Origin of the sequence: Sphingobium terrigena, assembly GCF_003591655.1 — a bacterium.
Taxonomy (GTDB): domain Bacteria; phylum Pseudomonadota; class Alphaproteobacteria; order Sphingomonadales; family Sphingomonadaceae; genus Sphingobium; species Sphingobium terrigena.
The window spans coordinates 21,688-41,934 of sequence record NZ_QVRA01000019.1 but is presented as its reverse complement, the minus strand read 5'-3'; the positions used below and the strand labels follow the sequence as shown (position 1 = coordinate 41,934).

Annotated in this window: 21 protein-coding genes; 6 read left to right on the top strand and 15 right to left on the bottom strand. The window is 57.1% G+C overall.

Features of this window, described 5'->3' with window-relative positions:
- Positions 1-8: 8 nt before the first annotated feature.
- Positions 9-1,235, bottom strand: a complete 1,227-nt coding sequence (locus D0Z70_RS17605; RefSeq protein ID WP_088189917.1) for an NAD(P)/FAD-dependent oxidoreductase — start codon at positions 1,233-1,235, stop codon at positions 9-11.
- 105 nt (positions 1,236-1,340) lie between these two features.
- A complete protein-coding gene (locus D0Z70_RS17600) occupies positions 1,341-2,981 on the bottom strand; it encodes a sigma-54-dependent Fis family transcriptional regulator (RefSeq protein ID WP_088189918.1) in 1,641 nt (546 codons plus the stop codon).
- Positions 2,982-3,201: 220 nt separating this feature from the next.
- On the opposite strand from D0Z70_RS17600, the gene D0Z70_RS17595 reads away from it, so the two are divergent.
- The 6 genes from D0Z70_RS17595 to D0Z70_RS17570 all read left to right on the top strand — a co-directional run bounded on the left by D0Z70_RS17595 (position 3,202) and on the right by D0Z70_RS17570 (position 9,435).
- Complete coding sequence (locus tag D0Z70_RS17595; RefSeq protein ID WP_119748701.1) at positions 3,202-4,548, top strand: aromatic ring-hydroxylating oxygenase subunit alpha; 1,347 nt, start codon at positions 3,202-3,204, stop codon at positions 4,546-4,548.
- Positions 4,541-5,068 carry an aromatic-ring-hydroxylating dioxygenase subunit beta gene (locus D0Z70_RS17590; protein WP_119748699.1) on the top strand — a complete coding sequence of 176 codons (528 nt, stop codon included), beginning with the start codon at positions 4,541-4,543 and terminating at the stop codon, positions 5,066-5,068. The genes D0Z70_RS17595 and D0Z70_RS17590 overlap by 8 nt, the downstream gene beginning before the upstream one ends.
- Before the next feature lie 26 nt (positions 5,069-5,094).
- Positions 5,095-6,462, top strand: coding sequence for an aromatic ring-hydroxylating dioxygenase subunit alpha (locus tag D0Z70_RS17585; RefSeq protein ID WP_096063842.1), 1,368 nt, complete (start codon positions 5,095-5,097; stop codon positions 6,460-6,462).
- A gap of 14 nt (positions 6,463-6,476) precedes the next feature.
- Positions 6,477-7,028, top strand: a complete 552-nt coding sequence (locus D0Z70_RS17580) for a 3-phenylpropionate/cinnamic acid dioxygenase subunit beta (protein ID WP_088189922.1) — start codon at positions 6,477-6,479, stop codon at positions 7,026-7,028.
- Between the two features lie 67 nt (positions 7,029-7,095).
- Positions 7,096-8,268 carry an alkane 1-monooxygenase gene (locus D0Z70_RS17575; RefSeq protein ID WP_275402224.1) on the top strand — a complete coding sequence of 391 codons (1,173 nt, stop codon included), beginning with the start codon at positions 7,096-7,098 and terminating at the stop codon, positions 8,266-8,268.
- A gap of 138 nt (positions 8,269-8,406) precedes the next feature.
- A complete protein-coding gene (locus D0Z70_RS17570; protein WP_239018998.1) occupies positions 8,407-9,435 on the top strand; it encodes a 2Fe-2S iron-sulfur cluster-binding protein in 1,029 nt (342 codons plus the stop codon).
- 71 nt (positions 9,436-9,506) lie between these two features.
- Here D0Z70_RS17570 and D0Z70_RS17565 read toward each other — a convergent pair whose 3' ends face one another.
- From D0Z70_RS17565 to D0Z70_RS17505, 13 genes are read right to left on the bottom strand one after another with little or no spacing between them, the layout of a single operon-like run.
- Positions 9,507-9,887, bottom strand: a complete 381-nt coding sequence (locus tag D0Z70_RS17565; protein WP_119748695.1) for a hypothetical protein — start codon at positions 9,885-9,887, stop codon at positions 9,507-9,509.
- Between the two features lie 56 nt (positions 9,888-9,943).
- Positions 9,944-10,762 (bottom strand): 3-(cis-5,6-dihydroxycyclohexa-1,3-dien-1-yl)propanoate dehydrogenase, encoded by an 819-nt coding sequence (hcaB, locus tag D0Z70_RS17560; RefSeq protein ID WP_239018997.1) that lies wholly within the window; start codon positions 10,760-10,762, stop codon positions 9,944-9,946.
- 22 nt (positions 10,763-10,784) lie between these two features.
- On the bottom strand, positions 10,785-12,284 hold the full coding sequence (locus D0Z70_RS17555; RefSeq protein WP_119748693.1) for an aldehyde dehydrogenase family protein: 1,500 nt from the start codon (positions 12,282-12,284) through the stop codon (positions 10,785-10,787).
- An 18-nt stretch (positions 12,285-12,302) separates the two neighbouring features.
- The gene (locus D0Z70_RS17550; RefSeq protein WP_088189927.1) at positions 12,303-12,581 is read right to left on the bottom strand and encodes a 2Fe-2S iron-sulfur cluster-binding protein; all 279 of its coding nucleotides are present in this window, start codon (positions 12,579-12,581) and stop codon (positions 12,303-12,305) included.
- Positions 12,574-12,786 (bottom strand): 2-hydroxymuconate tautomerase, encoded by a 213-nt coding sequence (locus D0Z70_RS17545; RefSeq protein WP_088189928.1) that lies wholly within the window; start codon positions 12,784-12,786, stop codon positions 12,574-12,576. The genes D0Z70_RS17550 and D0Z70_RS17545 overlap by 8 nt, the downstream gene beginning before the upstream one ends.
- Complete coding sequence (locus D0Z70_RS17540; protein WP_088189972.1) at positions 12,787-13,557, bottom strand: 2-keto-4-pentenoate hydratase; 771 nt, start codon at positions 13,555-13,557, stop codon at positions 12,787-12,789. It abuts the gene before it with no gap.
- A 10-nt stretch (positions 13,558-13,567) separates the two neighbouring features.
- Positions 13,568-14,599, bottom strand: coding sequence for a 4-hydroxy-2-oxovalerate aldolase (gene dmpG, locus D0Z70_RS17535; RefSeq protein WP_088189929.1), 1,032 nt, complete (start codon positions 14,597-14,599; stop codon positions 13,568-13,570).
- On the bottom strand, positions 14,596-15,534 hold the full coding sequence (locus tag D0Z70_RS17530) for an acetaldehyde dehydrogenase (acetylating) (protein WP_119748691.1): 939 nt from the start codon (positions 15,532-15,534) through the stop codon (positions 14,596-14,598). The genes dmpG and D0Z70_RS17530 overlap by 4 nt, the downstream gene beginning before the upstream one ends.
- A 22-nt stretch (positions 15,535-15,556) precedes the next feature.
- Positions 15,557-16,369 (bottom strand): 2-keto-4-pentenoate hydratase, encoded by an 813-nt coding sequence (locus D0Z70_RS17525; protein WP_088189931.1) that lies wholly within the window; start codon positions 16,367-16,369, stop codon positions 15,557-15,559.
- 4 nt (positions 16,370-16,373) lie between these two features.
- Positions 16,374-17,858 (bottom strand): 2-hydroxymuconic semialdehyde dehydrogenase, encoded by a 1,485-nt coding sequence (locus tag D0Z70_RS17520; RefSeq protein WP_088189932.1) that lies wholly within the window; start codon positions 17,856-17,858, stop codon positions 16,374-16,376.
- Between the two features lie 41 nt (positions 17,859-17,899).
- Positions 17,900-18,331, bottom strand: coding sequence for a GlcG/HbpS family heme-binding protein (locus D0Z70_RS17515; RefSeq protein WP_119748689.1), 432 nt, complete (start codon positions 18,329-18,331; stop codon positions 17,900-17,902).
- Positions 18,332-18,333: 2 nt separating this feature from the next.
- Positions 18,334-19,257, bottom strand: coding sequence for a catechol 2,3-dioxygenase (locus D0Z70_RS17510; protein WP_088189934.1), 924 nt, complete (start codon positions 19,255-19,257; stop codon positions 18,334-18,336).
- Between the two features lie 19 nt (positions 19,258-19,276).
- A complete protein-coding gene (locus tag D0Z70_RS17505; protein ID WP_119748687.1) occupies positions 19,277-20,125 on the bottom strand; it encodes an alpha/beta fold hydrolase in 849 nt (282 codons plus the stop codon).
- Positions 20,126-20,247: the final 122 nt, after the last annotated feature.

The window sequence follows — 20,247 nt, the reverse complement described above, 5'->3', positions numbered from 1 at the left end:
AAAAATGGCTAAGCTGCCTGCTGGAGCAATTCGCGTAAAGACACGCCTGTATCGCCTAGCCGATCCGCGCCGGCGCTCAACCGACGTTCGACAAGTCGCTTGCCTATCCCCATATCAGCGGCCCTGTTGACGGTGAGGACGCCGTCAATGATTTTGTCTGACAGGAAGAAAGCAACGAAAGCGTTGCTTTCGATATCCCCGCGAACGACGATTTCTGCCTGCACCGGAATTTGTCCCGAAAACTGAATGTTCAAATCGAACTGATCGCTCCAATACCACATCGGCTTACAGTAAGCGACCTCATGGCCCAGCATAGCCAAGGCCGCAGCCTGAGCTTGGTCGACCGCGTTCTGATATGTTTCCTGCCGGAAGCGTCCGCCAAAAAAACCATCCTGCTCGGCCACATCACCTGCGGCAAATACCGCCGGATTACTGGTCTGGCATCGACGATCGACAACGATCCCGTTGTTCACTGTCAAACCTGCGTCAATCGCAAGAGACGTTGCGGGAATGATCCCCACTCCGACAACGACAGCATCGCAGGGGATGAGAGTGCCGTCGTCTATCTCGACAGCGGAGACACGCTCGTTCGCGAATTTGAATCCCGTTACGCCTCGGTTGAAATGAGTTTTGACGCCTCGCTTGCGGTGCTCATTGCCGAGCCACTGCCCGAACCGCTTGCCAAGCGCCCGCTCCATCGGCGCCGCCAACGGCTCAACTACGGTCACATCACAGCCCAGCTTGATCGCACTAGCGGCCACTTCAGCGCCAATCACGCCCATCCCCACGATGACGACCCGCGCCCCCGGCCGAAGATCGACGGCCATTCTGGCGGCGTCTTCACAAGTGCGCAGATAATGCACGTTGGAGCATTCAGCGCCTGCTAAGTTGAGCTTGCGGGCGTGTCCACCGGTCGCTAGCAGTACCTTGTCAGCGATGACCATCTGCCCACCCGCCAGGCGCACTCCGCCCCCGGTCAAATCCAGTGATTCGACCCGTGTATTAAGCAGCAGATCGATCCTGTTCTGGGCGTACCATTCTTCATCCTGCAGGAAAAAATTGGCTGGAGCTTGGGAAGTATTCCAAAGGAACTCCTTTGATAAAGGCGGCCGTTCGTAGGGCCTCAAAGGCTCCTCACCGATCAGCGATATCCGACCGTCGAATCCAGCCTGCCGCAGCGCCTCTGCCGCTCGCCCACCAGCGAGATTGGCACCTACTATCGCTACCGATCGCAATTATTACCTCCCAGTTCGATGGACACATCCATACCCTAAAATCTATTCTAATATGTATCTACCATTGCACATTATACAATTGGTTAAGAAGCGTCAACAGCAGCATCAGTCGGGTCGGTGCATTTTCTCGAGCTTGAAGGCAAGTTGCCGACGTGTCAGCCCCAAATCTCTGGCCGCTTGAGCAACGTTGCCACCAGTGGCTTCAACTGCAGCCTGTACGATGACACGTTCTATCGACGCAAGCGTTTCACCCTTTTGACGCATCAAGCCAGCAAGCTGCTCGATCGATGGTGTCTCTTCCTGCTGCGCATCCGCTCCGACGAGGTGGCCCTTCTCGTTCAAAGCAAGTCCGCTTTTGACGTGCAGCCGATCAGACCCGATGAAAATATGCCCCAAGTCAATAGCACCAGCTTCGTCGGCAAGGAGAACGGCGCGCTCTACCATTCTCTCCAATTCCCTCACATTTCCCGGATAATCATGCATCAGCAGCGCGTTAATCGAGCGCGCTGTGAAACCTTGAACCGCACGCCTGTGGCGCCTGGCATATTTGGCCCGGAAATGTTCCATCAGACGCGGAATATCTTCCCTGCGCTCCCGCAAGGGCGGAACACGTATCGGAAGCGTAGAAAGGCGGAAATACAGATCGGGCCGGAAGGCACCCGCAGCCATAGCAGCCTCTAGATCAATATTCGACGCGGCGATAAGGCGGACATTCACATGGATTGTCTTGGTGTCTCCTACCCGTTCGAATTCGCCCTCCTGAACTGCCCGCAAAACTTTGCTTTGGGCCAATGGCGAGAGCATCGAAATCTCGTCAAGAAACAGCGTGCCGCCGTTGGCGAGTTCGAAGCGCCCCAGCCGGTTGGCCACGGCTCCTGTAAAAGCCCCCTTGGCCACGCCAAATAGTTCCGCTTCGATCAAACCTTCAGGAATCGCAGCACAATTCAGAGCGACAAAAGGCGCATCTCGACGAAGGCTAAGTTGGTGGGCCATCTTGGCAAACACCTCCTTGCCGACGCCGGTTTCCCCCAGGAACAGCAGACTGGCGTCGGTTCCCGCCGCCCGCTCGATTAGATTACGTACTGCGTGAAAGCCCGCAGATACGCCGGCGACAAAGTCAGTTTCTGGGCATTGACCTCCAGCCGACACGAGCGGAACCGCGGCCCTTTCCGTATCCTCCAGGCCGGACCATTCGGATTCTGGTTTAGCATGGAGCACGCAGACCGGATCACCCATCCCCTGACACTCGATTTCGCGCATGATTATCGACTGTCCAGCAAATGTACTGGCAAACCCGCTGGCGAAACCGGTCTGCAACCAGCACACCGGATCGGCGTTGATCCCTTCGGTAGCAAGGTGGATTCCCGCCTCGATCGAATCGTGGACCAGGAAACGCCCTTCGAAATGGCCGCTTGCAAGGTCGCTGTCCAAAGTTTCGATTTCGGTCCAGCCGAACCCGGTCAACGCATGAGCCTGCGGACCCACTGAAAAGGCTTCGAGAAAATCACGGTTGGGCCGAAGATTTTTTGCCTCCACGGCACACCGCGCGCCTTCCGCGAAACCTAACTCCCAAAATAGCTGCCGCGCGCTGGCGAGACCCAACTGGACGACCATCGCGTTCCGCAACATGGTCAGCGCCGAGTTACTGAGCAAAACGCAACGTTCGCTGTCACGCCAGATGCGGCCCTGTTCGGGCGAGAACCGCAGTCGGCTTGTCAAATCGGCATATGTGGGGAGATGCTTCATGGCTCGTCATAACATATATGGCCACTGGCTGCCATAGAAGTCCCAGCATTCGACAAATATGTCGATATTTCGGGTGGCTGCGATACCCCATCTGCGCAATCTTCCTGGAAATACGCTGTTCCATGATTTGGCACGGTTCATGCTAACAACACTTGGAACAGGCGTCGGAGCGCGCTGACCGCGAGAATCTGACGGCGGCCATTGGGAGAGGGAAGACAGAATGGATGTTTCCGGACTGGTCGATACGGCAACGGGCCGTCAATCGCGGGCGATATATTCGAGCGAGGAACTTTACCGGCAGGAGCTCGAACGCATCTTCGGGCGGTGCTGGCTGTTCCTCGTGCATACTAGCCAGATTCCTGAGGCTGGCGACTATTTCCGTACCTTTATGGGCGAGGACGATGTCATCGTCATTCGCCAGAAGGACGGAACGATCAAGGCCTTCCTGAACAGCTGCACGCATCGCGGCAACAGGATCTGCCGCTCCGACCGAGGAAACGCGAAGGCGTTTACCTGCAATTATCATGGCTGGTCGTTCGCACCGGACGGCTCGCTCAGCGCTGTACCGCTGGAGAAAGAAGCTTATTTCGGTGAGTTGGACCGCAGCAGGCTGGGCCTTGTTCCCGTGGCCCACGTTGCTGAGTATAAAGGCCTCGTCTTTGGCTGTTTCGATGCGGATCCGCCTTCACTCGAAGACTATCTTGGCGATGCAAAATTCTTCCTCGACGTCTGGCTCGATGCAATGCCGGGTGGAACGTCACTCGTCGGTGAAACCCAGAAGATGGTGCTCGCCAGTAATTGGAAGCTGCCAGTAGAGAATGTCTGTGGCGACGGCTATCATCTCGGCTGGGCGCACGCCGGGGCGATGAGGGCGGTGCAGTCTCTGGATCTTGCCGGTCTTAGCGTCGGCAATTCGAGCACGGATCTCGACGGCGGGCTTTCCGTTGCCGGGTTGAACGGCCACATGGCCCTGACCTCCCTCGACGGGGTTTCGGGCTATGCCTTCTACCCCAAACCAAAGCCAATGCTGGACTATCTTGAATTCAATCGTCCACAGGTGATCGAACGGCTGGGCAAGGTGCGCGGCGAGCAGCTCTGGGGTTCGCAGATCAATATCACGATCTTTCCCAACCTGCAGTTCCTGCCGGGCCTCAACTGGTTCCGGGTCTATCATCCCAAGGGTCCGGGCCAAATCGAGCAGTGGACCTGGGCTATGGTCGAAAACGACATGCCCGCCGAGATACAGGCGGCGATCCTGGACAATCAGTGCCTGACCTTCGGCCTGGCCGGCCTCTTCGACAACGACGATGGCGATAATCTTGCTGCCTGCACCGAACAGTCCCGTGGATGGCGCACAGCGCAAATGGACGTGTTCACCAACATGGCGCTAAACCGTTCAGGGCCGCGCGAAGGTTTCCCCGGCGACATCGCCGCCGGATTGGTGAGCGAGCACAACCAGCGTTATTTCTACCGCCGTTGGCAGGAACATATGCAGGCTGACAACTGGGCCGGTGTTCCCACCTACAACATCAATTCAGTGGTCGCCGAGGAGACAATCGATGCTTGAGTCGGGCGTCGCTCCGATGTCCACGGAGAGTGTCACCGGCCTGACTCAGCGCCTGTACCACGAAGCGCGTCTGCTCGACGCGGAGCGCTTCGAGGATTGGTTGGAATGCATGTGCAACGATGTGACTTATCGCATGGAGCTCAAGAGACGGCGGTTCCGGGCGGATCGTTCGCCGCCCGCGGCGGTTGGCGTCGGCGTCGTTTTCAACGAGAATCTTGCGCGGCTCAAGCTGAGGATCGATCGCCTGCGCTCCGGATTTGTATGGGCTGAGGATCCGCCAAATTTTGTGCGCCGCGTCGTTTCAAATGTTGAGGTCGAGCGCGCGGATGCCGAAAACGAGGCTATCGTGCACTCGGTGATCGTCATCCATCGCAACCGCATCGACGGCCTGACAAGGGTTCTTACTGCCGGGCGCTCCGATCGTTGGCGTATGCATGCCGATGGCTGGAAATTGGCGGCGCGCGAAATAGCACTTGATCACGCGGTACTGCCCGACAGCAACATCAACGTATTTTTCTAACATGTAATCATTGAGAGGAGAATGACATGCGCATTGAGCGGATCGGTCGTGAGCCGGAGTTTTCGCGTTACATGAATCTCAAGGAAGGCTGGCTCGACCGCAGGATCTTCAGTGATGCGGATATCTATGAAGAAGAGCTCTATCGTATCTTCGCACGGTCCTGGCTGTTCGTTGCCCATGAGAGTCAGTTGCCTAAGGCTGGCGATTTCCTGACAACCCACATGGGTGAGGATGGCGTAATCGTCGCGCGACAGCCCGACGGTTCGATCAGGGTGTTCTTGAATTCCTGTCCCCATCGCGGCAACAAAGTTTGCTTCGCCGATGCAGGTAACACCCGCCGCTTTGTGTGCAATTATCACGGCTGGGCGTTCGATACTGCTGGCGATCTGAAAGGCATGCATGAGGAATATTGTTACGACGACAACGATATTGATCGCCGTAAGAACGGGCTGAAGCAGGTTGCCAGGGTTGGCAGCTATAAGGGGTTGGTGTTTGCGACGTTCGCCGAGGACGGTCCTAGCCTAGATGCTTGGCTGGGCGACTTCCGCTGGTATCTGGACATGCTGCTCGACAACGAGGACGGCGGCACCGAACTGATCGGCGGCTGCATCAAGTCAGTGATGAACGCCAACTGGAAGTTTGGCGTCGAAAATTTCATCGGCGACGCCTACCATGCTGGATGGACGCATGATTCAGGCTGCCGCTCGATGAACAATGGCGAGCCCTTTCCGCCGATCGATATGGAAAATTCCTACCATGCCAGCGTCAATGGCCATGGGTGGGAGTTTGGCACCGAAGGTGTGGGCGACCTGTTCCTGCTGGGCCGACCGAAAGTTCTCGAATATTATGAGAGAATTCGCCCGAAGATGGCCCAACGGCTTGGTGAAATGCGCTCAAAGATCTTCGGATCGGTCGCTTCTGCCTCGATCTTCCCCAACGTATCGTTCCTGCCAGGTATTTCGACCTTCCGGCAGTGGCAGCCCAAAGGCCCTATGGAATTCGAGCTTAAGACTTGGGTGATCGTCAACAAGACGATGCCTGATGACATCAAGGATGAAATCACAAAGGGGGTCATGCAAACCTTTGGCCCGGGAGGCACGTTCGAGATGGATGATGGTGAGAACTGGAGCAACTGCACCACCGTAAACCGTGGTGTAATCACGCGTCACGAACGCCTGCACTACCGTTGCGGTATTTCACGCCAGATCGACCATGATACGCTTCCGGGTATCGTTTACCGCGGGCAATATAACGATGCCAACCAGCGGGGCTTTTACCAGCGGTGGCTCGATATGATGGAGGCCGACAAGCTGGACACGATGCCCCAACGGCCGGAACCTCGCCTTTCCGGCGTTGGCGAGACACGCAATCTCCCCGGCCTGTTCGCGCTCTGAAAAGGATCACTGCAATGATACAGAATGCTACATTGGAACGTCCAACCACTGGACAGAGCGCCTCCGTTGAACAGACGCATAGTTTGACACAGACGCTATACCGCGAAGCGCGGATGCTCGACGAAGAAAATTACGTCGATTGGGTCAAGCTGCTGGCCGACGATTTGCTTTACCATATGCCTGGCATCGAGACTCGCTATCGCCGTGACAAAACAGACCAGGTCAAGGACTTGACCAGGATGGCCTATTATAATGATAATCTTACCGAAATTAAGAAACGTCTCTCTCGATTGGAGACAGGTACTGCCTGGTCCGAGGATCCCGCCACGCGTTATACTCACATCATTACAAACGTTGAGGTAGAACTGACCGCAATACCCGGCGAGTACCAGGTTTTCTCCAACTTCTATGCATATCGCAATCGTAATGAACGCGAGGAAGACTCGCTGATCGGCAACCGTATCGATATCTGGCGTGAAGTAGAAAATAGTTTTCAGCTAGTGATGCGTCGTATCATTCTAAAGCATAATGTTCTCCTCAGTAAAAATCTTAACATCTTTCTCTAATCAGCCTATATCTTACGGTATTAAGCAAGCTGTGCTGGTCTCCGTTAACAAAATTGATGATGACGGGATGATTTCTGACCGCCCGATTCATTCCTTTGGTCTGAATTGTTTGCTGTCTTTCGGATGGAGAGATGAAATGGACGCACTGCGATATTATCTGGTGCCTATGGTTACACTCGCGGCCATCGCCGGATTTGTCCTTGGCGGGCCATTTGTGTGGCTCGGCATTGGTACATTCCCTGTGCTCATGCTGCTGGACATCGCCTTGCCTAGTGATCGCAAGATGCGCGTGCGCGGCATATCGGCCGCTGCGGACTTCGCTATCTACTTGCATTTTCCGCTGATGATTGCGCTCTATCTCGCTTTTGCCTACTCTGTTGAATCAGGCTCCAACCTAATTTGGGGGGCACCGAGTTCATCCTGGCAATTGGCTGGGTCGATCGCCAGCCTTGCCTGGCTATCCTCGGTTCCCACCTTGCCCGTGGCGCACGAACTCATGCACCGTCGGCACTGGTTCCCGCGCGCTCTCGCCAAGGGGCTTAGCGCCTTTTACGGCGACCCCAATCGCGATATCGCGCATATCGTCACCCATCACGTCCACCTAGACACGCAGAAGGATAGCGACACGCCGCCCCGAGGGCAGACGATCTACAGCTTCGTCCTTTCGGCGACGTGGGGTTCTTATCGTGATACTTGGGAAAAACAGGGCGAAATGCTATCACGCATGGGCTATTCGACGTGGAGCTGGCGCAACGCGATGTGGCTACTCCCAATCCTGCTTGGCACAATTGTTGGCGGGGCAACCTTACTCGCGGGGCCTGTTGCTGGTATCGCCACTGCCGTCGCCATTTTTCTCGCCAAAATGTTGATCGAAGGCTTCAATTACTTCCAGCACTACGGGCTGATCCGGATTGAAGGCGAACCCATCGCCAAGCATCATGCCTGGAACCATCTGGGCATGATCTCCCGTCCGATCGGGGTGGAGATTACAAACCACATCAACCACCACCTCGATGGCCACACACCGTTCTACGAACTCCAACCCGAGTGCGACGCGCCGCAGATGCCGTCATTGTTCCTGTGTTTCCTCTGCGGACTTGTCCCTCCGATCTGGCACCGGTTCATAGCCCAGCCGCGTCTGAAAGACTGGGATACAAGGTTCGCATCGCCCGGCGAGCGCAAGTTGGCAGATGCCGCGAATGCGCAGGCCGGCTGGCCGCAGTGGCTCGCCACTGCATGAAACAGTCCACCCCGCATGGAGACGTACGCGTTTGATTGTCTCTATGTGAACTGAGCGTCATCCTTATGGGATGACGCTCCCTTGTCTTCACCGCACCGCCCTCACTCAACATAGTAGATCCGCTTTATGTTTTCCTTCTTGAAGAAGCCCCAACGCAACAAGGTAATCTTTGCCTCGGAAGCCCGGACACTGCTGGTCGCTCGAGACAAGACGTTGCTCGAAGCCATGCTTACAGAGGGCTTGGCGATGCCTCATGATTGTAAAGTCGGGTCCTGCGGCACGTGCAAGTTCAAGCTTCTTGACGGCAAAATAAGGGAGCTCAGTCCTTCGGCGCTGGCTCTGGAACGTGATGAGTTGCTCGCTGGATACAGGCTAGCCTGTCAAGCGATACCCCGGTCAGACTTGACGATTGCACTCGACGCGCCACTGACGGTCCAGCAAACCGTGGACGACTATCGCGCAACAATCGTGTCAGTTCCTCGGCTTTGCCCTGACATTATCAATCTTACGGTCGAGCTGGACCGGCCGCTTTCCTTCGTCCCTGGTCAGTATGCAGATATTGGTGCGCCGGGTGTGGATGGTCTACGAAGCTATTCGTTCGCTTTCGCTCCCATAGCAGGCTCGACCCGGAACTTGCAATTCCACGTCCGCCATGTCCCGGGCGGCGCGTTCACGGACTGGCTGTTCGCAGATGATCGGGTCGGGGCTTCTTTGACGTTGAGAGCACCCTATGGCGCGTTCCACCTGAAGCAAAGCGCAGCGCCCATTCTGTGCATTGCAGGCGGCAGCGGCCTTGCGCCTATCATCTCCATATTACAGGAAGCACTTGCGCTGGGGGCGACGCGGCCGGTAACGCTTCTTTATGGCGCAAGAACCCGGACCAACCTTTATTGTCTTGATGAAATCGGGAGACTCAAGGCCACCTGGAGGGGGCCATTCGATTTCATCCCGGTGCTTTCTGACGAGGCGGCCGATAGCCCTTGGCAGGGCGCCAGAGGTCCGGTGACCCAGCAGATTGCTGAACTGCCAATTGAGATGCGGTATGAGGCCTATCTTTGCGGACCGCCCGCCATGGTTGACCTCGCGGAAGCAGAATTACTCGAGGCCGGGTTAGCTCCCGATGCGATCTCCGCAGACCGTTTCGTGGACCGCAGCGACGTACGTTAGCCGACATGGTAGGGACCGCTCTCAAGCCCCCTGTCGATCGCGGCTATGGCAGAGGGTGACATCGAAACAAATCAGTTATCGACCCGGATCATCTTTCCAGCCAATTCCTGGACATCCACTTTTTGAGCGTTATCGAACAGTACGGCAACACGGTTCATAGTAGCAATAACGGACGTATATTGACCGTGGGCATAAAAAGCGTCGATTGGATAAACCACCGTCTTATCGACCGGTGCCCGATGGTAGCTCAGCTGGCCAATCCCATAAATCGCAAGCCCTCCAGCTTCGGCATGCGCCATCATTCGTTCCGCACGATCTCTCGTCAGATTGCCGCCGAATTCCACGAGTTGAGGGGGAGATACCGTTGGGCCTAGATGGGTCGGCTTCCACCTAGCAGCGCCCATGACTCCCGAAATGATGAGAAGATCAGAAAATTGAAATCTCTCAGCCATGGCCGTTTCCCTCCGATGTGCTTGCTATTGACGGCCTTAGGCCAGTTGTATGCTGTTCAACCTTGAGGGCGCTTACCGATGCCGATGCCGCCATCGCTAAGCAGCACCGTTCCGGTCACGTATGAAGAGTCCCGCCGCGAGGCCAAGAGGGCGTACAGACCTGCGTGATCGGCAGGCTCCGCGATCCGCCCAAGCGGGGTCATTTCGGATATCAGGACGTCAAGCCCCGGCATCTGTTCCATTTTCGTGTCTGAAAAACCTCCGGTCATCGCACCGCTGAGCGGGGTGCGTGTCCCGCCCGGCGCAACACCGTTGACCCTGATGTCGGGCGTTAGTTCCCAAGCCAGTTGCTTGACCAGGCCAAGAACGGCGTGTTTCGACGCAACGTACAACGTGCCTCCCCCACCGGTATAGTAGCTCGAAGTCGAGGCGGTGAAAATGATGCTGCCCTTAACCTTCCTGAGTTCAGGAATGGCCGCCCGGGCACCTAGAAAATAGCCTTTCAGATTTACATCAAAGATTTCATCAAAGACCTTAGCAAGCTGTTCGGGCTCCTGCTGCTCTAGCGGCACCATAAAATCCCAGATCCCAACATTTCCGACAAAGACATCAAGCTTTCCGAATGCCCTGACAGTTTCCGCCACGGCGCGGGCATTGTCCGCATAGGACCGCACGTCTCCCACCACCACCACAACCTTGTCGCCGTGGCGCGAACGCACGAGTTTGGCCTGGTCTTCACCCCTGACGAGGACACCTACCCTGGCGCCCTCCTCTATATATCGGGCGACGACCGCTGCCCCGATCCCAGTTGCGCCACCGGTCAGCAACGCCACCTGTCCATCAAGCCTTGCAGACAATGCCTTCTCCTCCACCATTTACGTGTCGATCGGTCAGAAATTACTGATCGAACATACCAGTGCGACCTTCCTGCAGGTTAACCACGACCGATTTGGTCTGGGTGTAATGATTGAGTACTTCATGACTGAATTCACGACCGAAACCACTCTGTTTGTAGCCGCCCAGCGGCATATTTGCCTTAAGATTGTAATAGCGGTTGATCCACACTGTGCCGGTTTCGAGCTTACGCGCCAGGCGGTGCGCACGCATAATGTCGCGGGTCCAGATGCCCCCAGCGAGGCCATAGTTCGTATCGTTGGCCGCCTTCATCATCTCCTCCTCGTCTTTCCAACTGATGACACTGGTGACGGGCCCGAAAATCTCCTCGCGCGCGATGCGCATCGAGTTGTTGACGTTGGTAAAGACCGTCGGCATGATGAAATGCCCATCTGCAAGGCTGGCATTACGGGTGCCGCCAGTCAAAATGGTAGCACCTTCTTCGGTCGCCATATTGAGATAGCTCTCGACCTTGTCCATCTGCATCTTCGACGCCTGCGCGCCGAGTTGCGTCGCGAAATCAAGCGGATCGCCCTGACGAATGCCTTCTAGTGCCACCTTGAACTTGGCCAGGAACTCTTCCTGGATCGTTTCGTGCAGGAAGAGACGCGAACCCGCCAGGCAAACCTCGCCCTTGTTCAGCACGGTGGACATCGTCGCGCTTTCGACCGCAGCATTGATATCGGCATCGGCACAGACGATGTGAGCGGATTTGCCGCCCAATTCCAGCGTCTGCGGGATAATATTGATCGAAGCATACTGCATGATCCGGCGGGCCGTTCCCACCGAACCGGTGAACGCCACCTTACGGACGTCCTCGTGAGTGACAAGCGCCTCGCCAACGTCAGCGCCGTAACCGGTGACCACGTTGATAACGCCCGGCGGCAGAAGATCGGCCATTTCCACGAAGAATTCGATCACTGACAGGCATACCGTCTCTGCAGGTTTGAGCACTACCGTGTTACCCGAAGCAAGGGCGGGGGCAATCTTGCACGCCATCATAAGCATCGGCACGTTCCAGGGGATGATCTGAGCACAGACCCCCAGCGGCTCGCGATGAACGATGCCCACGGCGTCAGGATAATCCATGGTCTGTCCATGAAGGCCATAGGCCGCTCCGGCGAACAGTTCAAATTGGCCGATAGCCTGCGGCATGTCAAAATACATCGATTCGCGGATAGGCTTGCCGTTGTTCAGCGTTTCGAGCGTTGCGTAATGCTGATGCCGTGCCTTAAGCCGCCGGGCGACCTCTATCAGAATATCCTGACGCTCAGCGGGCGAGCTTTCCGACCACTTAGGGAAAGCGCCTTTAGCGGCAGCAACTGCGCGTTCGACATCCTTTGCATTGCCGGCCTGGATCTTGGTAAGGATCTGTCCGGTTGCAGGGTTGACTAGGTCAATTGTCTTACCGCTGTCACCGGCGATCCACTCTCCCCCGATAAAGTGGCCATATTCACTCTTGATTCCGTAGTCGTTTGTGTCGCTCTTCAACTGGGTAGCCATCGCAACTCTCCTTAGAATTTATCCAACTTCGATCAAAAGGTCACTCGCCGGAAACAATCGGCAAGCAAGAGCAAAGCCCGCTTCCCGTTCTGCCTCGGAGACTCTCGCCGTACTCATCTTACCGGTTCGGTAATCGCCATCGACGACCCTGATGCGGCAAATACCACAGCCGCCACCCCGGCAACCTACTCCTATGTCATTCTCTCCGCATCGCTCCATCGCGATTAGAACCCGTTCGTCCGCCGCACAACGGAAGTGCGCTCCGCCCACTATACGAATCTCATAGGGTTCAGGCATCACGCAATGCCGCTTCCGCGGCCTTCGCTGCAAATGATAGCCCACCCACCGCAAAATGTTCCGCTTGCATCTCCCGCAAGATAATCCGCACAGATTCACGGGGCGCAGCAATGGAACTTATCGCTGCCTCGGTAAGTGCGTGAATCAGTCGCTCCTTGTCCTCAGCCGATCGCCCTTCGAGCAGATTTACTTCGATGATCGGCATTTACGCCTCCACCCGGAACATAACAGAACCAAGCCCTTGAATTGTCGTGCGTACAGTCTGGCCCGGCGCGAGCGTTGGCGCGGCGGTAATCCCGCCTGCCATGACAATATCACCTGCCGAAATCCCTTCCCCGCCTTCGGCGACGAGCCGCGCTGCTGCGACGAGCGATCGAAGGGGGTGACCCAGGATGGCGGCGGTCGAACCGACCTCTATCACCTGTCCGTTTATCTCGACTATCACACCCAGATTCGAGAAATCCTTGGTCGGATCATTCCACGGCCCGATTACGAGGCCGGAGGACGAGGTGTTGTCGGCAATCACGTCGGAAAGCGCGAACTTGAAGTTTTCGTAGCGGCTGTCGATGATCTCCATTGCAGGTGCGATGGCTTCGACCGCTGCGAGCGCTTGAGCGGCAGTGACCCGGCCGCAGAGCGGTGCCTTCATCAGGAAGGCCACTTCCGGTTCAACCCGAGGATGAACGAAGCGTGCGCGCGACATCGCCGCACCTTCCTCAATCAGCATCGCATCGGTCAAACGGCCCCAGGCTACTTCATTGACACCGACCTGCAGCATCTTGGCCCTGCTGGTGAGCCCCATCTTGACGCCGATCCGGCGTTCGCCGCGCGCCAAGCGACGATCAACCGAGAGCTTCTGGACCTGATACGCATCAGCCACACTCAGATTCGGATCGCTGGACGTTAACTGTGGTGTAGCGTGGGCACCCAACGCCGCACCATCCAAAGTTTCCGCATATCGTGCAAGTTTATCCATGGCCATCTACCTATGCCGCTCGCGCGGAAACGAGATCGAGCGCGACATCGACGATCATGTCTTCCTGCCCGCCGACCATGCGCCGCTTGCCCAGTTCGATCAGGATCTCGCGGGTATCGAGACCATATTGCCCGGCCGCTTTTTCGGCGTGGCGTAGGAAGCTTGAATAGACGCCGGCGTAACCGAGGCTGAGCGTTTCGCGATCGACCCGGACCGGGCGATCCTGCAACGGGCGGATAATGTCTTCGGCCGCGTCCATCAGCGCCATGACATCGCATCCATGATTCCAGCCCTTGCGGTCAGCGGCGGCAATGAACACCTCAAGCGGCGCGTTGCCCGCCCCCGCTCCCATACCGGCGAGACTAGCGTCAATCCGTACAGCTCCTTCCTGGGCGGCAACGATTGAATTTGCGACACCTAATGAAAGATTGTGATGGGCATGCATACCACGCTGGGTCGTCGGCTTGAGCACGCGATCGTACGCGCGCAACCGATCGCGCACGCCGTCCATGTCGAGCGCACCACCACTGTCCGTCACATAGACGCAGTGCGCGCCATAACTTTCCATCAGCAGTGCTTGCTGGGCCAAAGCTTCGGCGTCTATCATATGGCTCATCATGAGAAAGCCCGAGACGTCCATGCCGAGATCTCGAGCAATGCCGATATGCTGCTTGGCAACGTCCGCTTCGGTGCAATGGGTAGCAACCCGCACAGAGCGAACGCCCAATGTATAAGCGCGACGGAGTTCTTCGACCGTGCCTATGCCCGGCACAAGCAGCGTGGTCAGCACAGCCCGTTTGATCACGTCGGCTGCCGCCTCGATCCATTCCCAATCAGTGTGGGCACCAAACCCATAGTTGAACGAGGTGCCATTGAGGCCATCGCCGTGCGATACTTCGATAGCATCGACACCAGCATCGTCAAGGACCTTGGCGATCGTGCGGACGCTATCGGTGCCGTACATATGAAGTATGGCGTGCATGCCGTCACGAAGGGTGACGTCCTGTATGTAAAGCTTGTCGGTTTCGGGATCGAAAGTCATGATGCCGCCTTCTCAAGGTGTTTCTGGGCAAGCCTTTCACCGGCTGCTTTGGCAGCGGCGGTCATGATGTCGAGGTTACCCGAATATTTGGGCAGGTAATCGCCCGCACCCTCGACTTCGAGAAAAACGCTGGTCTTCAGACCAGCGAACTCGCCATAGCCGGGAATTTTCAGCGGCTGATTAGAGCCGAACCGCTCGAACTGCACTTCCTGCTTGAGACGATAGCCGGGAACATAGGACTGAACGGTCGCCACCATGTCCTGCACAGACTGGCGGATCTTGTCCTCATCGACTTGATCAGTCAGCGTGAAGATCGTGTCGCGCATGATCATCGGCGGTTCGGCGGGATTGAGAATGATAATCGCACGCCCGCGGCTCGCACCGCCGACGACTTCGATCGCCTTCGCCGTTGTCCGGGTAAATTCGTCGATATTGGCTCGCGTACCCGGTCCCGCCGAGCGCGACGAAACCGATGCGACAATCTCAGCATAATGAACTGGGCTCACGCGCGACACCGCCGCGACGATCGGGATAGTCGCCTGGCCTCCGCAGGTAACCATGTTCACGTTGCGAACATGGTCATCCAGCGCGCTATCGACCGGTGGCACGAAAAACGGCCCCAGCGCAGCAGGTGTCAGGTCGACGACCAGCTTGCCGTCCTTTTGCAGGGCGGCGTCGTGCTCCTTGTGAGCGTAAGCCGAGGTAGCATCAAAGACGATGCCAATTTCTGGATAGACTGGAAGCTTGCGTAGCCCCTCGATGCCATCGTGCGTAGTCGTCACTCCTCGCTCGCGGGCCATAGCGAGACCCTCTGAAGCCGGGTCGATGCCAACCACTACGGCGAGTTCGAGCCTCTCCGAACCTTTCAGCAACTTGATCATCAGATCAGTACCAATATTTCCCGAGCCGATGATCGCACACTTCATCTTTGCCATATGCTTGTTTCTCTTCCAATCTTCAGACGGCGTCGGCGGCGAAGGCCGCCCGTACCGTTCCGACTCCGTTAATTCTTGCTTCCACAACATCGCCGCGGCTCACCCCCGCCATGGGCCCGAGTGCGCCCGACAGGATCACGTCGCCTTCGAGCAACGGACGCCCGACGCGCGCCATGACCCGCGCCAGCCACAACGATGCGGTGATCGGGCTGCCCAGGCAGGCGATGCCTGCCCCGACTGAAACAGGCTCACTCTTGATCTCCATGACCATTCCGCACTCGCGCAAGTCGAGCGCCTCGAGTTTGCGCGGGACGGCTCCCAGCACAAACAGGCCGCTGGAGGCATTATCGGCCACAGTATCCCAGATGCGAATGTCCCAGTTGGCTACACGGCTATCGACGATCTCGATCGCCGGCACGACATATTCCACCGCTCGGATCATTTCGGCAGTCGTAAGGTCCGGATAGAGAAGGTCGCGGCCGATGACGATGGCGATCTCCGCCTCAACCTTGGGTTGAATGACCTGATTAAGTGAGATCGGTATGCCCTCGGGAACGTCCATATCGGCAAACAGCATACCGTAATCGGGCTGATCGACACCAAGCTGCCTTTGGACCGCAAGCGAAGTAAGGCCGATCTTGCGGCCAACCAGCCTTCGACCGCTGTCGAGATAGTGTCGCGTATTGACCTCCTGCACGGCATAGGCCGCATCAACGCCACCGGCCGATATGAGATCGCGTACCGGCGTTACGGGCGTTCCGCTTATCGCTGCGCCGCGCAACAATTCGGCGGCTTGTTGAATGACCTGAGGGTCTATCGTGCTTTCCATGTTCATGATCTCAAAGCTTCAGGCAGATATTTGCGGTTTCAGTGTAGAATTCGAGGCTATGGACGCCCCCCTCCCGGCCGATCCCGGATTGACCCGATCCGCCAAATGCCGTGCGCAAATCGCGCAGGAACCAGCAGTTGACCCAGCACACGCCCACGCGCATGGTCGCAGCCACCCGGTGCGCGCGCGAGACATTCTCGGTCCATACCGTCGCGCACAGACCATAAGCGGTGTCGTTGGCCAGTGCGGTGACCTCATCCTCCGTGTCGAACGGAATAACCCCGCAGCATGGTCCGAAGATTTCTTCGCGCATCACGGTGCTGTCGTGCGCAAGGCCGGTCCATAATGTTGGCTCGATATAGAAGCCGTCCGCGTGCTCTCCATCGATCTTGGGGATCCCGCCGCCGACCACGACCGTTGCCCCTTCTTCTATCGCTTTCGCGTAATAGTTGAGGACCTTGTCTCGGTGCTCCGCGCTGATCAGCGGGCCAAGATAGGCCGGATCGCCGATGGCGCCGGGTCTAAACGCCTCTGCGGCCCGCGCCATCCGCCGGACAAATTCGTCGTATAGCGGACGTTCGACATAGACCCTCTCCGTGCCGAGGCAGACCTGGCCGGTGTTGAGGAAGACCGAGCGCGAAAGTCCCTCGATTGCCTTGTCGAGATCGGCGTCGGCAAAGACGATCGCCGCATTCTTTCCGCCGAGCTCGAAAGAAACGTCCCGGACCCCGACAGCGGCCTTCTGCATGATCGCCTGGCCAGTTCCGGTCTCGCCGGTGAAGGTAATTGCGTCGACATCCTTGTGTGAAGTCAGATATTCCCCAGCCGAACCCGCGCCGAAACCATGGACGACATTGAACACACCCTCGGGCATCCCGACTGCATTCATCACCTCGCCCAAGAGGGTCGCGGTCCTGGGCGTCTCTTCCGACGGCTTGACCACCACCGTATTACCGCAGGCCAGAGCGGGTCCGACCTTCCAAGTCATAAGCAGCAATGGAAAATTCCACGGGCATATCACCGCGATCACGCCCTTGGGCTTGCGCACGGCATAGTTGATCGCCTGCCCGCCATCAGGCGTCGGCGTGTTGAACGATTCAGTCGGCATGGTCGCAACGACATCGGCGAACATGCGAAAATTCGCGGCGCCGCGAGGAATGTCGATGTGCGAGGCAATGTGACGCGGTTTGCCCGTGTCGGCTACCTCGGCCTCGAGAAAGTCGTCCGAACGACGCTCGATCTCCGTGGCTACGGCACTAATCAGTTTAAGCCGTTCGGCCGTCGTCATACTGCCCCACGGACCATTGAGCGCTGCCTTTGCCGCCGCGACAGCGTCGGCCACGTCAGCTTCGCTCGCTTCATGAACCGTGCCAATCTCCCGGCCGGTCGCCGGGTTAACGTTGACAAACGTCTTGCCATCCCCGCCCTCGCGATATGAACCCGCGATGAAATTAAGAATGGTGTCGGTCACGGATCTAGACATATTGCTGTTCATCTGCTTACTTCGTTCCAATCTTATCTGCATGTGCAGACTTCTTAGTACTGTCGCCCGCCGATCGCTGACAAGCCGGCGTTCGCACATGCAATATCGAGTTCTTCAGACCCACCCGAGACGCCGATTGCGCCGACGAATTCGCCGTCGATTACGATCGGCAGTCCTCCGCCGAACATTACAATTCCCGGTTGAATCGCCAGACCGGTGCTCAGAGCTGGATTGCCCGCTACCATCTGGTACACTTCAAGGGTCGAAACCCTGAAGCTGGCAGCGGTATAAGCCTTGTCCTGAGCGATCTGCGACGAGGGGAATGGTGCGCCGCTCGCGCGCAGCATTGCCACCAAATCGCCCCCTCCCCCGATGACTGCGGCAACGACCGCGCAGCCGGCTTCCTGTCCCTTGGCAACCGAAGCCGAAACCGCTTGAGCGGCAAGGGCGTGTCCGATTGTCCGGATGGTCACCAGGCCGTCCATGGTCAGGTATTGACCGTCATGAAGCGGTCGTTCAGTGCCTTTTCATAATAGAAGATCGCCTTGCCGGCATTCTCGGCCTGCCACATGCGGCGTGGGTTGTCCGGATAGTAGAAATAACCGCCGCTGAACGTCTCGTTGCGATTGCCGGACGGGTCGAAGAAATAGATCGTCTGGCCGCGGGTGATACCATGGCGCGTCGGCCCGATATCGAGCGAGATATCGTAACGGCTGATAATGTCAGCTGCGTGCCCGACGTCATGCCAGGATTCAAGGCAGAAAGAGGTGTGGTGAATACGGCCGTCTTCCGGATATCCCAGAAAAGCGACGTCGTGGGCCTTGTTGCTGCACGACAGGAATATTCCGAGGCGTTGACCGGAGGCTTCGTCGACCAATTCCTCGGTTACTGAGAAGTCCAGAGCTTCGACGAAAATCTTGGCGCTTGCTGAAATGTCCACGCCGTTGAGTGCGCAATGATCAAAACGCGTCGCGCGCATTCCTCGCGGTTCGGCAATCCAGACATCGGGATTTCGGACTGCAGGTCCGGTTTCGGACAGCTCCATTTCCGCAAAAAGGTCGAACATATGTCCGGTTGGCGTATTGAAACGGATCTTCCGCCCAACCCCGGGTTCCTCACCGGCCGGAATGACATCGACATGCACGCCCGCATCGAGCAGGCGCTCGGCAAAATGATCCAAGTCCGAATCCTTCGCGACCTTGAACCCCATTCTGTCCAGACCGGCCGAATCCGCCTCGCGCAGGATGATGCTGTGGCGGTCAAACTCATCGAAAGCCTGGAAAAAGGCGCGACCGCCTTCAACGCTGACGAGATTGAGACCGATCCGGTCGCGATAATGAAGGATGGACTCTTCAAGGTCCAGAACCCGCAACTGCACATATCCAGGGCGGAGTACACCGGTCAAAGCCATTCTAGTTCTCCTAGTCCAATCAGGCCTTCAGGCCGTTCGTGAAAAATTCAGACACAATTCGATTGAAACTGGCCATCCGTTCGATCTGGACCCAATGGCCGCACTCGCCGAACACCTGCAAGTCGGCGCGGGGCAGCAGATTTGCCATGCGCACACTCGAGTCCAACGGAATGACCTGATCGAAACGACCGTGCAGGATCAGTGTCTCATGCTTCAACGCGGCAATATCTTCTTCGCGGCTTGCCAACATCGCTACATTGCGCTGACGGTCTTCGCCGCCAAAGGTCGCGTGATAGGGCTCATGCGCGTCCGGTCGCGCGCTCGCTTCGTACCGGGACTGGATCAGGTCTTCCGTCAGCCTGCTCTGATCCCAAGCCAGAAACTTTAGAGAAGAGCGCATGGCCTCTACCGATGGTTCATAGCCCCAGACTTGATCCAGTGCCGGTGTGATCGGAAAATTAATGCCCGCCGGCCCCATTAGCACAGCCCGTTCCACGCGATCTGGATGGGCGATCATGAAAGCGAGGGTAATACCGCCGCCGAACGAGTTGCCGACCATTGACACCTTGTCGATACCCATTTCGTCAAGCAAGGTGACTAACTGGCTGACCCAGACCTGCTTGTCTTCGATCCTGCCCTTGGAATCGGAATAGCCGAACCCAAACATATCCGGTGCGATAACGCGGAAACGCTTGGCAAGTTCAGGCATGTTTAGCCGCCAATTAGCCCAAGCGGTTACTCCGGGACCGGATCCGTGGATCAGCAGAACCGGAGCGCCCTCTCCCACATCATGATAGTTGGTTACACTGCCATCGACAACCAGCGACGTGCCGATCTCGGGGCGCGCGACATCTTTCGTTACGGCCACCTTAGCTCTCCCAATCTATCATTTTCTACACTCCTGCGCCGCTATTTTCTGTCGCTAAAATGGGAAATGCATTGCTTAGAACGCTTCGAACGACTTACTCATTATTGCACTAAAGAGAACGC

What these genes read in the sequence shown, in the direction of transcription:
- D0Z70_RS17600 (WP_088189918.1), bottom strand. Translation starts at nt 2,981, where the DNA reads ATGAAGCATCTCCCCACATATGCCGATTTGACAAGCCGACTGCGGTTC.
- D0Z70_RS17585 (WP_096063842.1), top strand. Translation starts at nt 5,095, where the DNA reads ATGCGCATTGAGCGGATCGGTCGTGAGCCGGAGTTTTCGCGTTACATG.
- D0Z70_RS17565 (WP_119748695.1), bottom strand. Translation starts at nt 9,887, where the DNA reads ATGGCTGAGAGATTTCAATTTTCTGATCTTCTCATCATTTCGGGAGTC.
- D0Z70_RS17550 (WP_088189927.1), bottom strand. Translation starts at nt 12,581, where the DNA reads ATGCCTGAACCCTATGAGATTCGTATAGTGGGCGGAGCGCACTTCCGT.
- dmpG (WP_088189929.1), bottom strand. Translation starts at nt 14,599, where the DNA reads ATGACTTTCGATCCCGAAACCGACAAGCTTTACATACAGGACGTCACC.
- D0Z70_RS17525 (WP_088189931.1), bottom strand. Translation starts at nt 16,369, where the DNA reads ATGAACATGGAAAGCACGATAGACCCTCAGGTCATTCAACAAGCCGCC.
- hcaB (WP_239018997.1), bottom strand. Translation starts at nt 10,762, where the DNA reads ATGGTGGAGGAGAAGGCATTGTCTGCAAGGCTTGATGGACAGGTGGCG.
- D0Z70_RS17595 (WP_119748701.1), top strand. Translation starts at nt 3,202, where the DNA reads ATGGATGTTTCCGGACTGGTCGATACGGCAACGGGCCGTCAATCGCGG.
- D0Z70_RS17545 (WP_088189928.1), bottom strand. Translation starts at nt 12,786, where the DNA reads ATGCCGATCATCGAAGTAAATCTGCTCGAAGGGCGATCGGCTGAGGAC.
- D0Z70_RS17510 (WP_088189934.1), bottom strand. Translation starts at nt 19,257, where the DNA reads ATGGCTTTGACCGGTGTACTCCGCCCTGGATATGTGCAGTTGCGGGTT.
- D0Z70_RS17555 (WP_119748693.1), bottom strand. Translation starts at nt 12,284, where the DNA reads ATGGCTACCCAGTTGAAGAGCGACACAAACGACTACGGAATCAAGAGT.
- D0Z70_RS17580 (WP_088189922.1), top strand. Translation starts at nt 6,477, where the DNA reads ATGATACAGAATGCTACATTGGAACGTCCAACCACTGGACAGAGCGCC.
- D0Z70_RS17575 (WP_275402224.1), top strand. Translation starts at nt 7,096, where the DNA reads ATGATTTCTGACCGCCCGATTCATTCCTTTGGTCTGAATTGTTTGCTG.
- D0Z70_RS17530 (WP_119748691.1), bottom strand. Translation starts at nt 15,534, where the DNA reads ATGGCAAAGATGAAGTGTGCGATCATCGGCTCGGGAAATATTGGTACT.
- D0Z70_RS17515 (WP_119748689.1), bottom strand. Translation starts at nt 18,331, where the DNA reads ATGGACGGCCTGGTGACCATCCGGACAATCGGACACGCCCTTGCCGCT.
- D0Z70_RS17520 (WP_088189932.1), bottom strand. Translation starts at nt 17,858, where the DNA reads ATGAACAGCAATATGTCTAGATCCGTGACCGACACCATTCTTAATTTC.
- D0Z70_RS17540 (WP_088189972.1), bottom strand. Translation starts at nt 13,557, where the DNA reads ATGGATAAACTTGCACGATATGCGGAAACTTTGGATGGTGCGGCGTTG.
- D0Z70_RS17590 (WP_119748699.1), top strand. Translation starts at nt 4,541, where the DNA reads ATGCTTGAGTCGGGCGTCGCTCCGATGTCCACGGAGAGTGTCACCGGC.